This window comes from Rahnella sp. WP5, assembly GCF_000745615.1.
Classification (GTDB): Bacteria; Pseudomonadota; Gammaproteobacteria; order Enterobacterales; family Enterobacteriaceae; genus Rahnella; species Rahnella aceris.
Window position 1 is genome coordinate 291,073 of the sequence record NZ_JQJR01000005.1, and the last position, 15,209, is coordinate 306,281.

At 52.5% G+C, this 15,209-nt stretch carries 12 protein-coding genes; 4 read left to right on the forward strand and 8 right to left on the reverse strand.

What is annotated here, in order from left to right; all coding sequences use genetic code 11:
- Positions 1-13: 13 nt before the first annotated feature.
- The 7 genes from EX31_RS01315 to EX31_RS01345 all read right to left on the reverse strand — a co-directional run bounded on the left by EX31_RS01315 (position 14) and on the right by EX31_RS01345 (position 11,358).
- Positions 14-1,687, reverse strand: a complete 1,674-nt coding sequence (locus tag EX31_RS01315; protein ID WP_051930973.1) for a Na/Pi cotransporter family protein — start codon at positions 1,685-1,687, stop codon at positions 14-16.
- Between the two features lie 121 nt (positions 1,688-1,808).
- Positions 1,809-4,523, reverse strand: a complete 2,715-nt coding sequence (gene mgtA / locus EX31_RS01320) for a magnesium-translocating P-type ATPase (RefSeq protein ID WP_037032958.1) — start codon at positions 4,521-4,523, stop codon at positions 1,809-1,811.
- A 308-nt stretch (positions 4,524-4,831) separates the two neighbouring features.
- Entirely contained in the window at positions 4,832-5,077 is a 246-nt protein-coding gene (locus EX31_RS01325; protein WP_013577724.1) for a hypothetical protein, read from the reverse strand.
- A gap of 345 nt (positions 5,078-5,422) precedes the next feature.
- On the reverse strand, positions 5,423-6,103 hold the full coding sequence (locus EX31_RS01330) for an oligogalacturonate-specific porin KdgM family protein (RefSeq protein WP_037032959.1): 681 nt from the start codon (positions 6,101-6,103) through the stop codon (positions 5,423-5,425).
- Between the two features lie 68 nt (positions 6,104-6,171).
- The gene (locus EX31_RS01335) at positions 6,172-8,340 is read right to left on the reverse strand and encodes a right-handed parallel beta-helix repeat-containing protein (RefSeq protein WP_037032960.1); all 2,169 of its coding nucleotides are present in this window, start codon (positions 8,338-8,340) and stop codon (positions 6,172-6,174) included.
- 86 nt (positions 8,341-8,426) lie between these two features.
- Positions 8,427-9,992 (reverse strand): MFS transporter, encoded by a 1,566-nt coding sequence (locus tag EX31_RS01340; protein ID WP_014416485.1) that lies wholly within the window; start codon positions 9,990-9,992, stop codon positions 8,427-8,429.
- Positions 9,993-10,377: 385 nt separating this feature from the next.
- Positions 10,378-11,358, reverse strand: coding sequence for a VirK/YbjX family protein (locus EX31_RS01345; protein WP_051930974.1), 981 nt, complete (start codon positions 11,356-11,358; stop codon positions 10,378-10,380).
- A gap of 296 nt (positions 11,359-11,654) precedes the next feature.
- Here EX31_RS01345 and phoC point away from each other — a divergent pair, with 296 nt between their 5' ends.
- From phoC to EX31_RS01365, 4 genes are all read left to right on the forward strand, one after another.
- On the forward strand, positions 11,655-12,392 hold the full coding sequence (gene phoC / locus EX31_RS01350; RefSeq protein ID WP_013577729.1) for an acid phosphatase PhoC: 738 nt from the start codon (positions 11,655-11,657) through the stop codon (positions 12,390-12,392).
- 168 nt (positions 12,393-12,560) lie between these two features.
- Complete coding sequence (locus tag EX31_RS01355) at positions 12,561-13,052, forward strand: Hcp family type VI secretion system effector (protein WP_013577730.1); 492 nt, start codon at positions 12,561-12,563, stop codon at positions 13,050-13,052.
- Between the two features lie 12 nt (positions 13,053-13,064).
- The gene (locus EX31_RS01360) at positions 13,065-13,589 is read left to right on the forward strand and encodes a DUF2778 domain-containing protein (protein ID WP_013577731.1); all 525 of its coding nucleotides are present in this window, start codon (positions 13,065-13,067) and stop codon (positions 13,587-13,589) included.
- Entirely contained in the window at positions 13,567-13,878 is a 312-nt protein-coding gene (locus tag EX31_RS01365) for a hypothetical protein (protein ID WP_013577732.1), read from the forward strand. Before EX31_RS01360 ends, EX31_RS01365 begins: the two co-directional genes overlap by 23 nt.
- Before the next feature lie 51 nt (positions 13,879-13,929).
- Here the strand turns inward: EX31_RS01365 and EX31_RS01370 are convergent, their stop codons facing one another.
- Positions 13,930-15,012, reverse strand: coding sequence for an oxidoreductase (locus EX31_RS01370; RefSeq protein ID WP_037032961.1), 1,083 nt, complete (start codon positions 15,010-15,012; stop codon positions 13,930-13,932).
- Positions 15,013-15,209: the final 197 nt, after the last annotated feature.

Consider the following 15,209-nt stretch of genomic DNA (forward strand, 5'->3'; position numbering starts at 1 on the left):
TATCATTTTGTTTTTATTTCCGGGTGTCTGTGGCGTCATCGCTCAGGCGATCAATCACCGGATACGCCACCGCAGCAATGTGATGATGAACGCGCCGGTAATCACGCAGCACACGCTGGAAAATATCGCCGGATTCAGCCCAGGCATTTTTATCATCACGCAGATTTTTGAAATGCTCGCGGCTTGCCCTGGCTTCAATCTGGCGGATCACCTCTTTGCGCGAAACCAGCTGATGCGCGGCTGAGAGATCTTCACCCAGGAATGCGGTGACCGCCAGGCGCTGGCTGTTCAGGATCTCTGTGTGCAGCAAGCCAATGTTGTGCAGTTCAACGTCGCTGAAAGGTGCATTGCGGCGGGCACGGCGTGTCGCCAGCTCGGTGAGGCTGGTGGAAAGAATGTCTCCGGCGTGCTCAATGTTAATCACAAACATCAGGATTTCCTGCGCGCGGTCGGCATCGCTGTCACTCAGCCCTTCCTGTCCTAAATCCGCCAGATAGGCGCGGATTGCCGCACTCAGACCGTCAAGCGAATGATCTAACCGGCGGATTTCAGCCGCAGACTGATTATCAGCAGTCTTGAATAACGTCCGCAGCCGTTCGAGCATCAGGTTAAGCATGTCGGCCAGCCGCAGGGATTCACGCACTGAATTGGAAAGCCCGATATAAGCCACATCAAGCCCGGTTTCGTCGAGATACACCGGCATTTCTGCATCAGCGGCAGGTTGTTCCTCCGGGAAAATCCTTTCCAGCACACGGGCCAGCGGGCCGGTCAGCCCGATAAATACCCCGGCCAGCACGGCGCTGAACGCGGTGTGAAACCACACAACAAGTTGCGGCGTGGTCAGCGCAAGACCTGCGGCAACATGGCTGAGCAGCGGCATCAGGGCCAGCGCGAAAACACAGCCCGCGCCGCGCACCAGCAGATTGCCCAGCGGCAGACGGCGCGCCACCGCCGAACCCGCGTTTAGCACCGGCGGCAGTGCGCCACCGATATTGGCACCCAGCACCAGCACCATGGCGGTCACCGGCGTCATCACGCCCGTGGCGGCGAGTGAGGCAATCAGCAAAATCACTGCCACGCTGGAATGGCACACCAGCGTGAGAATGATGGCCACCATCAGGGCAATCAGCGTATCGCCTTCTAATCCCTGCATCACGGCGCTGAATACTTCCGTGTTTTCGATGTGTCCGAGTGTGGCACTCAGCAGGCTGAGTGCCAGCAACATCAGCCCGAGGCCGATCAGCGCGCAGCCTGCACTTTCAAACCCGGAATGGTCGCGCATTTTGAACACGACAAAACCGCTCAGTATCAGCAACGGTATGGCGATCGCGGTGTTGAAACTCATCAGTTGCACCACCAGGGTGGAACCGACATTTGCGCCGAGCATGACCGCCAGCGCGGGCGCCAGACTTAGCGTGCCCGCGGCGGTAAAAGAGGTGGCCATCAGGCTGACTGCGGTGCTGCTTTGCAGCAAACCGGTAATACCGATCCCGGCGAGCAACGCCATCCAGCGGCTGGACAGATGATGGCCCATCCAGTGGCGTAACGGTGTGCCGAAGCCACGTTGCAGCGCGGTCGAAATCATGTGAGATCCCCACAGCAGCAGCGCAATAGCGCCTGCCAGATTGACCAGCAGCGTAGTGCCGGATTGGGGTGTCATGGTTGTTACAGTGTGGGTCATAGACATAGCGGCTCCCCTTTTTCAGGGTTGTCATTGTTATTCGTTACAGCGGTTAACGCGCATCACAGCGGGTGCAGGTGCCGTCATCGTGACGGCACCCGGTTTCTGCGGATAACAGTTCAGCAGATCAGAACCACTGTTTGAAACGGCGGATATACATTGTTTTCATACCTTGTGCCACGCAGCAGTAAGCCAGCAGCGTACCGGCCAGCCACGGGAAGTATTCCCACGGCAGCGCCTGCAATCCGACAATCGGTCCGAGCGGAGAGAACGGCACGTAGATACCGACCGCCATGACCAGACCGGTCATCAGCATCACCGGCCAGGCGGCAGTGCTCTGAATGAACGGGATCTTCCGGGTGCGCAACATATGCACCACCAGTGTTTGTGACAGCAGCCCTTCCACAAACCAGCCAGACTGGAACAGCGTCTGCATCGATTCACTGTTGGCGCTGAACACAAACCACATCAGCGCAAAGGTGGTCATATCGAAAATCGATGAGGTCGGGCCAATCCATACCATAAAGCGGCCGATGTTTTTTGCGTCCCACTTACGCGGTTTTTTCAGGAACTCCTTGTCGATTTTGTCCCACGGCAGAGCCAGCTGGGAGATGTCATACATCAGGTTTTGCAGCAGCAAATGAATCGCCAGCATCGGCAGGAACGGAATAAACGCACTGGCGACCAGCACAGAGAACACGTTGCCGAAGTTAGAACTGGCCGTCATATTGAGGTATTTCATGATATTGCCGAAAGTCTCGCGCCCTTTCAGCACGCCCTCTTCCAGCACCATCAGGCTTTTTTCCAGCAGGATAATATCGGCTGACTCTTTGGCGATATCGGTGCCGCTGTCGACGGAAATGCCGACATCAGCATCCCGCAGCGCAGGCGCGTCGTTGATCCCGTCGCCCAAAAACCCGACAGTGTGGCCGTTGGCCTGCAACGCTTTCAGCACGCGGGATTTTTGCAGCGGCGTCAGCTTGGCAAACACCGTGCGTTCTTCCACCAGCTGGCGCAGTGAGGCGTCATCGAGGCGTTCAACCTGCGAGCCGGGTAACGGTTCACCCGGCTCCAGACCGACCTGACGGCAGATACGGCTGGTCACGATGGCGTTATCGCCGGTCAGCACTTTCACCGTCACACCGATATCACGCAGTGCGGCAATCGCCGGACCCGCAGATTCTTTCGGCGGATCAAGGAAGGTCAGGAATCCGCTGATGATCAGATCATGCTCATCGTCAGTGCCATACTGTTTTTTGACGTCGGCTTTCGGGATAGCCCGGGTCGCCACCACCAGCACGCGGAAGCCATCCTGGTTGTAGTCGTTGGCCATCGCCAGTAACGCGTCACGACGTGAAGGATTCAGTGCTACCACTTTGCCGTTTTCATGCATATGGGTGGAAATACTGAGCATTTCTTCCACCGCGCCTTTGCACACCAGCAGGTGATTCTCCAGCGGATCCTTCACCACGACCGACAGGCGACGACGGATAAAATCGAACGGCATTTCATCGACCTTGCGGTAGCCCTGCGGCCTGACGAAGCCCGGTGTGTTTTCGGAGAAGTAAATCACTGCCTGATCCATCAGGTTTTTGATGCCGCTCTGATGAAAACTGTTCAGCCACGCCAGTTGCAGCACGGAATCATTGTTCTGACCGTGCGTATCGATGTGGTGCTCAAGAATGATTTTATCTTGCGTCAGCGTGCCGGTTTTGTCCGTACACAGCACGTCCATGGCGCCAAGGTTCTGGATAGCGTTCAGGCGTTTTACGACCACTTTACGCTTCGCCATTGCCACTGCGCCTTTCGCCAGATTGGCGCTGACGATCATTGGCAGCATTTCCGGCGTCAGACCCACGGCTACCGCCACCGCGAACAGCAGCGCGTCCCACCATTCACCTTTAGTAATGCCGTTGAGCAGGAACACCACCGGCACCATTACCAGCATGAAACGGATCAGCAACCAGCTGACGCTGTTCACGCCGCGATCAAAGGCCGTTTGAGCGCGGGTACCGACAATGGCTTTGGCAAGCGATCCGAAATACGTTCGTGCGCCGGTCGCCACGACCACCGCCTGCGCGGTGCCACTGACCACGTTGGTGCCCATGAAACAGATGTTGGGAATATCCAGCAGGTTTTCGTTTTCCTCATTGAGGGCGCTGGCCGATTTAGGGGCTACATCGCCCATCGTGTCGTATTTTTCGACCGGCAACGCTTCGCCGGTCAGCACCGCCTGACTGATAAATAAGTCACGGGATTCGATCAGCCGTACATCGGCCGGGATCATATCCCCGGCGTAAAGCTGCACGATGTCACCGACCACCAACTGACGCATCGGGATTTCACACAGTTTGCCCTGCCTGCCCGGCATGTCGCGGCGCAATACGGTGGCAGTGGTGCGAACCATGGCTTTCAGCGCTTCGGCGGATTTTGCCGAACGGTATTCCTGCCAGAAACGCACCAGCCCGCTGAGGCCGACCATCGCGCAAATGATGTAAACCGACACCAGATCCGTTTCTTCTCCGGCGCGCAGCGGCAGCCAGTAATCGGTAAAGAAGCTGATTATCGCCAGCACGGCGAGCACATAAATAAACGGGTTGTTGAATGCTTTGATTAACTGAACCAGCGCGTGAGGTGGCCTGTCGTGTGCCACTTCGTTGTAGCCTTCTTTCTCCAGCCTTTTCGCCGCTTCACCATGCGTGAGGCCCGCACGGCTGGCATTAACATTAATCAGCGTCACGTCAATGCCGTTTTTGGCTTCCTGAGCGGCGCGCATGGAGAGCGCCTGTTTCTTTCTTTCTGCCGTTTTTCTTTCGAGTGTATTGTTGTTTTGTACAGTCATGGTGGTACTCCTGTCACCGGATAACGTGCAGGGGAATAATGTCGCCTGTTATTTCAGGCAATAAAAACCCTTCACGTTATTTCAGTGATCGGTATTAAATTCATATCGCGCAGAATTCCCCGCCGTTTATTATCCTTTAATTAAAAAGGGCATAAACAGAGTGAAATCGATAGTGTGTCTTTTATTGACGCGTAACTTTTCTGTATTTTTTATTACGCGAAGAATTTCTATTTCGCGGATAATAAAAAGACAGAGCCGTCAGGCATCAGTCAGGACGATGTTCAGCGCAGCGTAATGCCGGGACTGAATCAGATGAGGGATAACCGACTTTGGGGTTCTTCGCTGTCAGAAACGATGCAACGTTGCTCCAGTTGACCGGTGACAGGGCTGACACGCCATGTGGTGATGCGTGCGTTCACCCTGCTGATTTTAGAAGAAAAAATGGATGGAGAGTCTTTCTTATGCGCAGCCAGCGTCCGGTCGCGGGACGGGCGTACACGCAAAGTGGATGTCAGGGTTTTGACATCAGAAAAAAGGGTAGATTTGAACTTCATAACACACCTCGGGACCGTGACATTCAGGTTGAGGTGAGATTACACCAGAGCATCAGGCTCTGGTGAGGCACACCCAAACGGTGAAATGATCACAATCGATTTTATGTTTACTGTTCCGGTGCGCTATTTCAGCGTCATCCGGCAAGTTACTGGTTACAGTGTCCATTAGTCTCTTATGTAAAGTTAATAAAGGCCGCTACTTCCGGCTCGTGCAATTTACCCATGCGCCTTATTATTGTCAACCCGCAAAAACTGCTTAATATGTTTCGTTTATATTTCAGTGAGGAAATAGCCGGACAGCATGCGCTGACCGGCTGACAGACGTCACACCGTAATGTGATAACGTCAGAAATTATATTGGATCCCCAGGCGTAAACGGGTTTGCCTTTCGTCGGTGGTTTTCCTGACCGAAACATCACCGATCTCGGCGTAAGGCGTCCATTGCTTGTTAATATTATATGCGACCTTTAAATCCTGCTCATAATCCCATTTGTCGTTGTCATACAGGATCTGATCGCTGTGTTTATAAATATAGTTATATTCAAATCGCCAGTCTGCCAGACGGTAACCCAGCCATATTTCGCCGCGATTTGTTTTACGGTCTTCGGTATTTTCTTTGGTATAACGGGTATATTCATAACGATAACGGGCATTGAAATAAATGCCGCTGTCAAAGGTATATCCCGCAGTTAAAAAGGGTTTGTAGATACTGCTGTCAGAGCTGGACTCCAGCGTGAATCCCGGCTGGATGAACACTTCTGGCGTCACTTTAACCTGATAGCTGATGGTGCTTTCTGTACCATTATCTACCAGATTATTAAAGGGTTTGTTCTCATTGTCGCCGCCGGATTTCCATTTGGCCTCCAGCGAGAAACCGAACCCGTTGGCGAAGCGGTGGGAGACCAGCGCCCTGTCTTTATGTTGTTTACTGTCATCGAGCCATTCGTGGCGAAGGTCAATTGTGACGGCCTGACTGCTGGCGCTGGCCAGCAGTAAACCGCAGATCATCAGTCTGCTATTTTTCATTTTTATAAGTCCCAGAGATATTGAGTAGTATTGTTTTATATAAAGTATTGACTATTAATAACGCCGCTTTATTTGTTTTTCAAAAAGTCAGCATAATTAAATCCGCCGTCTGAAAGACGGGTAATCGGATCCGGCAACCGCAGAGAAATATAATCTCCCGGTTTAATTTCCTGATGCTTTGTATTCACCGTTTTGTGGTCAGCGTAAAAATAATTGCTGTTATCCACATTACCGGTCACGGCATCGTCATACTTTCCTGCGGTGGTGCGCAGCGAAATGTTGTCCTTAAAAGTGCCCTGCTTGTCAGCCGTGGTGTATGGCGAAGGCCGGAACAGGAAGTTGAAGCGTTTGTTATCGACTGCGCGGTTGTCTTCGATAACCAGCGCGCCCGGATTGAAGTTGTCGGTAAAGCCGTCCATGCCGTTGCCTACCGCGACGTTGTGACGCACCACATGGCTGACCGGTAATCCTTCGCCACCCAGTTTGAAACCATTGCTGCCGTTGTTCACTGACAGGCTGTGCTCAATGGTCACACTGCCGTTCGGGCCGTCTTCGATTTTGTTGAACAGGTCGAAACCATCGTCAATATTGTCGTGGGAATAACAGTTCACCAGCCGGTTACCCTCGCCCACGCGCATTTTGACGGCAAATCCGTCGGCGTTCTTGCGCCCCGGATCCTGATTTCCCCAGGACTCAGCATTGCTGATGAGATTATGGCTGGCCCATAATGCCCGCCCGATGCCGTCCGGCGATGCCACCCAGATGCCGGTATCGTCGGCGTGATGCGCCTTCACGCGGTCGATATGGTTATAGCTTCCGGCAATATGAAAGCTTTTTTGCGTAATGGTAATGCCCTGAATATTCCAGTAGCTGGCATTGAGTGTCAGGCCGTTAAACACTACGTTGTCGCCCTGTGCACGCAGGGTTTTCCGGTTTTTGTCGGTGCCGCTGGCGGTTGCCGGGATCACGCTTTCCGGATAATCACCCTCTTTCAGCCACAGCGTGCCGCCCGGTGCTAAAAGATTAACGGCACTGTTAAAATCCAGCGGATGTTCAGCCGAGCCGTCATTACCTGCCGCGCCAGCCGGTGAAACATACAACTGGTCAGGATTGCTGACCAGCGCCATACTCACCGCAAATTCCTGCGTCACCGGTTTGCCGTCTGCCGGTGTGTAGGTTATTTTCAGCGCTGTCACCGGTTGTTCAGCATGAAACGCAACCGCGACCACTTCACCACCGCGTACCGCTTTTTGCGGCAACAGCGGTTTGCCATTCTGAGCAACCTGCACCTGTCCGTCACCGTTAGTACGTAACTGGAACACGCTGTCGCGGCGGGTAATGACCGGCGATGACATCACCTCAATACGCGCATTAAGTGACGGTGTCACATACGGCGCAGAGGGCTGAGTATGCGCTTCGCTGAGTGTCAGCTTTGCGTGATCTACCGTCATTTTGGCATTGCGTGAGGCGAAGAAACCGACGTAATAACCGGTTTTATCCAGTTGTGTCACGCTGTCCGCGCGCTGCACGGATTTGCTTACCCACTGATCGCTGCCTTGTGGCGCATAGGCGACGGTAAAACCGTTGTCAGTGCGGGTCAGTCGCAGCGAAAAACGGGCTGGCGTACTCAGCGGATGATAGCTTTCACGTACCATGCTGATGCCGGTATTTCCCCAGGGTTGCTGTACGCCCTGACGGGCAATCATCGCCAGCACCGGCGGTTTATCGCCGATGGCCATGACACTGTTCATCACCATATTTGATGCTGCCGGTAACTCCTCAATCCCCGGTTTGGTCACCGGCTCACGCGGATTGCCCAGAATATCGCGTACCAGTAATCCGGCCCCTTCCTGCCCGGCGGGTTTCGCACCATTTTCCGGCCCGAACTGGTTGAGTGTGATCTCCGCTTCAAGCTGGAAATTCACCTGCGCCGGTAAGCGTGTATAGAAATAAGTTAAGCCGTCGTGACTGTTACCGACTTTGCCGCCACGGCTTTCGAGTGTGAACGGCGTGCTGAGCACGGTGCCCGCCGCCGGAACTGCTTTGCCATCTGCCAGTAAGGTTTCGTTCATGCCGATTTTCTCCGGCAGAACGTTGGTGGCGAAATTGACGTCGGTTGACTGACCAAATGTGATGCTGTGCCAGACCAGTTTGCCGGTATCCGGCAATGCAGCGGCCAGGCTTTGTGCGCTCATTCCGAGGGACAGCGCGACAATGACAAATTTTGATGCCCACATAATCGTTCTTATCCTAAAAACGTGAGGGGTCACTGGCCGGTTACCCGGCCAGTCGGAAAAGTGGTAAAACAGAGTTAAATCAGGTGTTAAGGTTGTTGTGTGGTGCTCACCATCGGTTTGGGTTCGGTGACCTCAACGGCAGGCGTATCGAAAATTTTGCGGCAGACGACGCTGTTACCCCAGCACTGTTCATACGGATAACCAATCAGTTCTTCCATCACCGCCCGTACTTCCGGCTGAACCTGGCTAATCTGCCCGCCCGCTTTGATACGTGCTACTTCGCCCAGCACCACAAGGTGAGTTTTGCGGTTCAGTTTCATCTGATTGCTGAACACGATAGCCATCAGCGCCAGCGCAATAACACCGATACAGAACACCAGCGCAATCGCCATCACCGCACTTTCAGGCTGGGTATGAGATTTGGACTGGAAGCCGTAGAAGCTCAAAATGGCACCCATCACGAAAACAATCACCGAGCGCATCAGTTTGCCGGAGAAGGTCATCGCACCGGCGTAAATCCCCTCGCGGCGACGGCCGGTGAAGGCTTCATCAATGTCAGCCAGGAAGGTATAAACCGTCCACGGAATGTAATACACGCCGCCGGTACCGATACCGAAGATGACCGTGATAGTCAGCATGGCCGCTGTGGCATATTGCTGCGGCAGATGCAGGACGTGCAGCAGGCTGTAGCAAATGACCGAGAAAATCACGATGCCCAGCGCCAGAATGTAAGGCTTGCTGAATCCGTGCCTGACGCAGATGCCGATAAATATCGCGGTAGAGAACAGTTGCAGCATCGAGTTCAGGCTGCTCAGGCCGGCAACCATCGTCGGATCATATTGCAGCACGAAAATGATGAAGTAGGTGAAAACGGAAGCAAACAGCCATTCTGCCCCGAAGCCACACAGATACATGCCCAGATGCTTACGGAACACACGCAGGTGGAATGTCGATTTCATGTCGCGAACCAGCGTCAGCATGGTTTTGCCGAGGGTCATTTTCTTCTCATCGACCGGCGTGGTTTCTTCTACCGGGCGTTCCCAGGAAGAGAGATACAACATGCCCAGGGCGATAAACAAGATCACGCCATACGTCAGTGCGGTGTAGAAAAACGGCTGCGCGGAGTCTTTGCCGTAGATCAGAATGAACTGGCCCGGAATGAACGCGGCGAGGAAGTTCGCTACTTTGCCGAAAATCGCTTTATAGCCGGTCAGTTTTGAACGGGCGGAGAAATCGGTAGTCATTTCGGTCGCGAGCGTTTCATACGGCACCATCACCGAGGTGTAAATCAGCTCGAACATCACGTAAGTCGAGAGGTAATACCAGAATCCGAAGCCTTCAACCCACAGCAACGGATAGAACATCATCAGTGGCACGCCCAGTAAAATGAAGAAACGGCGGCGGCCAAAACGTTTGCCGAGGCGTGTTTTACCAAAGTTATCCGAGAGATAACCCATCAGCGGGTTACTGATGGCATCGATGATGCTGGCGACGGAGAAGATCGCCGATGCCTGTAGCAGCGTCAGGCCACAAAATGTGGTGTAGAAGTACAGCAGCCAGATCCCGGCGATCGCCAGTGCACCGCTGCCCAACAGATTTCCGCCGCCATACGCCAGCTGATGTTTAAATAAAATAGGTTTTTCTGCGTTCATAGGTTATCCGCCCAGAGAGATATTTATAAAATGAACCGGTGTTTTGTTTTTATAGAGATGACGTTTTATATAGGCGAGATGAATGAATAGATGTGAATAACATCACATTTAAAACAGCAGGGGGCGGCTGGCGATAAGATTTTGCGATACGTGTAACATTCCTCACCATCAAAAATACACAATTCACGAGATGGTTCAGATCGTATTAGTTTTAAATCGAATGATTAACTGACTATTGCTCTACAAAACCGCCACTTAACCCATGCGGAAATTTTACATCCGCATCAGAATTTTCGTTGAAGGTCAGGCATAAGCGTTGGGGGACTGAACAAAAGGCCGTTCCCTGGCCCCTGATACAGCGGGTGATTTACGGGTAAATCTGAGGTCAGGCGTTCAGTAAAGACGCTGTGCTCTCATGCAATTCATCAAGCAAGGTATAACGCTTGCGGTATTCGGAACGTTTCTTGCTGGCAATCTCTTCCATCGGTTTGCGCGGCAGTTCCAGTGGTACGTGATATAAGGCTGAAGACGCGGGCGTGGCGCTGATGGAATCCCAGAATTCGTTATAACTGGCGACAAACACGTTTTTCTTGCGGTGACGGTAGCGCAGGCTGCGGAACACATGGCCGGTATCGCTGACCGCAAGAATGCGCTGCACGCCGGTTTCGGCCGCGACACGTTGCAGGCTTTCCAGCAGCAGGCGTTTCGGGAACAATCCGTAACAGGATTTGGTCGCCTGCTTAATCACTTCATGTGGCGTTGAGCGGTGTGCCCCCTGGAAACCGCCGATAATCAGTGTCCTCCCTTGCGGACGTTTCACAATGCTAAACGTCAGCGCCGCAAGCAACGTGTCCTCCATATAAAGGAACATGTTGGCCTCGCCTTCGCGCTCGGATTTGCCGATGGAACCCAGCACCACCTGGAAAGCTTCACCGTCTTTGCCGGTGAACCGGGTGATGGTGTTGCCGGTTGCGCTCAGAAAGGTATTGCGCAGGCGGACGTTTTCCAGGTTTTTGACGAATGCGTAGTGATCAACCAGTGCATCAGCACGTCCGGCAGAATGTAAACCGAGGTGCAGATACGGCTTATGAATTTTACTCGGCAATTTGGTCTGTACGGTGAAAGCTTCCTGCCAGACCGGCTCAGCAGCCATCTTATTCAACACCTTCAGGGTATCGAGCGGATGCAGTAAGGTGCGCACGGCGTATTTGACCCGGAACATCCGGTCGCGCCACAGGTTGTCCGGCACGCACGTTCCGCTCAGAAGATCGACAAACAGGCTGAATCCGCTGGTTTTTTTTATGGTGTGTTCAACGGGATACGCTTCGCTGAGTGATTCGGTTTCATTGAGAGGGATGTGTTCCATGATCTATTTCCGCTGCCTGAAATAATCACGGTATCACCCAATTTTTAAACCTCTTTACAACGTGGTTTTAAAGATAAGCGAGGTTGTCGGAATAAGTGCAGGCCGTTTAACTGCCGTTTATCCGGGGTGACTGAAAGCAGTCTCACTGCCTGATATCTATTGATATGCGTGATGAGTTTCTCGTTTTCGGACATCATACAAACGCTATTGCACAGAATTTGGTTAACTTAGAAATGTTGGGAAATGTTACGAAAATGAATTCGTGATGATCATTCAGCAGTTGTAAGGAAACTTTGATGAAAATTATTACTACTTTTTGCCTCGCCAGTCTTTTCACTGTCAATGCGTTTGCCCTGACCGGCAACGATGCGACCACCAAACCAGACCTCTACTACTTAAAAAACGATCAGGCGATTAACAGTCTGGCGCTGCTTCCGCCACCACCCGCAGTGGGCAGTATTGCTTTTTTGAACGATCAGGCCATGTATGAACAGGGTCGTCTGCTGCGCTCAACTGAACGTGGCAAACTGGCGGCAGAAGATGCCAACCTGAGTGCGGGTGGTGTCGCGAACGCCTTCTCCGGTGCCTTTGGTTCGCCAATCACCGCCAAAGACACCCCGGAACTGCACAAACTGCTGACCAATATGATTGAAGATGCAGGTGATCTGGCGACGCGTTCCGCCAAAGAAAAGTACATGCGCATTCGTCCGTTTGCCTTCTACGGCGTGCCGACCTGTAACACCACCGAGCAGGATAAACTGTCGAAAAACGGTTCGTATCCTTCCGGCCACACCTCAATTGGCTGGGCCACCGCGCTGGTGCTGACCGAAATTAACCCGCAGCGCCAGGACCAAATCCTGCAACGCGGTTTCGATTTAGGTCAGAGCCGGGTAATTTGCGGCTACCACTGGCAAAGCGATGTCGATGCCGCGCGCATCGTCGGTTCCGCAGTAGTGGCAACCCTGCATACCAACTCTGCTTTCCAGCAACAGTTGCAAAAAGCCAAAGAAGAGTTTGCGAAGCAGCATCCGTAAATATTGCTGGCCTCCCCGGCCTGATCTTCGTAAAAGCTGGGGAGTCTGTAATGCCACATTTCTCATTGATACTAAATTTCTGAAAATTGCTTTTTTGCAACGGTCACTAATTGTTAACTCCCCTTCGCAGGCATAACGTCATTCCTCATTTTAAAAAGGAGTTTCATTATGGCTAGCCCCGCATATCTCTGGCTATACGATGCAAATGGCGCACTACTTTATGGCGGTTCTGAGGTTTTAAGCCGTGAAGGCGCGATCGAGATTCAAAGCTTCACGCATGGTCTTTCCGTACCCTTCGATGGCAATACCGGTCGGCTGACATCTACCCGTGTTCATCAAACCATGGGACTTGTAAAAGAGTTCGATAAATCTACTCCCTACCTCTACCGTGCCGTCGCCACCAGCGAAAAGCTGCAAAAGGCGGTGATTAAATGGTACCGCATTAATGCGGCTGGTATGGAGGAAGAGTTTTTGAATATGACAATGGAAGGCGTGCGTATACTTAACATCAATCCACATATGCACAATTTCAAACAAGCTGACGGACAGGCCAGTATGCCCACGGAGTCCATTGGCCTTGGGTATCAGAAAATTACATGGTTGTACCTCGACGGACATATCAGTTTTACCGATCAGTGGAACTCCAGCATTTACGCATAAACGGAGACAGGGATGATTTCATGCAGAGTGGATTTTAATCGCCTTTATGAGAGTGGAAAAATTGCAAAACTTTATTGTGCTGGGGTTGGGATCTTTCCTGTATTTTCAGGCTTATTCCCGCACACAAACAGAATAGGTTGTGGAGGTAATGAGAATGGGCCAATTCCGACGGGTAAATACTGGATTGTTGACCGCCCCAGAGGGGGAGTGAGGTCGAGATTAAAGGAGTACGAAAAGCATATTCGCACGGGTAATGATTACTCATCTTGGTTTGCCCTGTATCGACAAGATGGCTTGATCGATGATTCAACTTATATCGGTGAGACCTTGCGCAGAAGTTTCCGTTTGCATCCATTGCGACCGGATGGTACCGGCGTATCAGATGGGTGTTTAACATTCATGTATCATGCCGATTTTGACAAGCTCAGAAGCGCGTTGTTGAATTCGCACACTAGAGACATCCCAATCATACATCTGAAGGCATATGGAGAAATCGAAGTTACGGGGGATATGAATGCGCCATGCCTTATTCTGTAAGATAGCGGTGCGGCTGGCGCTTTTTATTTTTATAGATTACTACCTGCTGTCGCCCTTCCCCGGCTGGCTGATTGATTATGAATACATCAAATCGATAGCCATCGCGGATTATTTTGATCAACTGATGAAACCAGATTACGGAGCCCCCCCATGGCCTGGATTGCAGGATGATATTTTTGTCGTGTTGCTCTCCGTCACAGGATTAATTCCAACCTTGTTGATAATGGTTATGATTGAGGCAATTGTGAAGGCAGGCATTAAGGTCGTTAAACGTAAAAATATAAAGTAAACCCGGCTGATGCCGGGTTTTTCTGTTCAGGGAATTAAAGACCCCGATGCCTTATTTATTCTCAACAAACTCAAACGCCAGACGCAGTTGTTCGGCGTTGGGGTTTCCCGGCAACAGATGAATGGATTCTCCGGGTTGGAGCGTGCGCTCAATCAGGCGGGAAAACTGTTTCTCATCATGAATATCCACCTGCAACTGCGCCAGACTGACCGGCAGATTCAGCACTTTGTACAGCGCGGTTAACTGCTGCACCACTTCCGGTTGATTGAGCAGCGCGCTTTGCACCAGAATGCCGTAAGCGACTTTGGTGCCGTGCAGGAAGGCGTCAGTTTGGGGCAGCGCGGTCAGGCCGTTATGCACCGAATGCGCGGCTGCAATGCGCGTATAGCGGTCGCCCAGCCCGCCCACTAATCCGCCGCCCGCAATAATGGCGTCGAGCACATTGAGGAATGGCTGCGTCAGCTGGTTATCGTCCTGCGCCTGCAACGCGGCTTCGCTTTCATTGAGCAACACATCCCGAATGGTCAGCGCGGTATTCAGGCCGAGCTGCACGGTGAATGGCAGTTTTTCCGGCTGCGGGCTGAGTACCACCGCTTCGTACCATTTCGCCAGCGTATCGCCGATCCCGGCCAGCAGATATTCCTTCGGTGCGCGCAGAATAATGCGCGGTTCGACCAGCACCAGATGGTTGGCGTCGTTGAATATTTCGTAACGCAGCGCCTGCCCTTCGTCGTTATACCACACAGACAATGGCGTCCAGGCCGCACAGGTCGCGGCAATGGTCGGAATGGCCACTACCGGCAAACCGAGACGACGCGCCACCACTTTGGCGGTATCCAGCACCGCACCGCCGCCGATGCCGATCACCACCTGCCGGTCATTGCCGCCGATATGCGCAATGCGCTGTACTTCAGTTTCGCTGCAATGTGCCGCGAACAACACACGCTTCGCCTGCGGGGCAGTAAACGCTTGCGGCAGGAAATCTTGCGCAGCCACTAGTGCACGCTCGCCGTAAATCCACAGCGCGTTATCCAGTTGTTGCGGCGTATAAAACTGCGCCAGCCGGTCGATGGCACCGGGGGAAGAAAAGTAGTTGGCAGGGCCGGTAACCACACGGATATCTGTATCACTCATGGGGAAATCCTTAATTTAGAAGCTGTTAACATCCTACGCCCGGACATCCGGATGGCTAATAATCTTTGGCATTAACTTATGCCTTTTCGGTCGTTGCCAAGTGTTACCTCGTCATGAAAACTCGGACAATCAATTCATTAACCCACTATAAAAGCCTGCACAAAGGGCTCGCGTGAATTGTCCTCCCGTTAAATGAT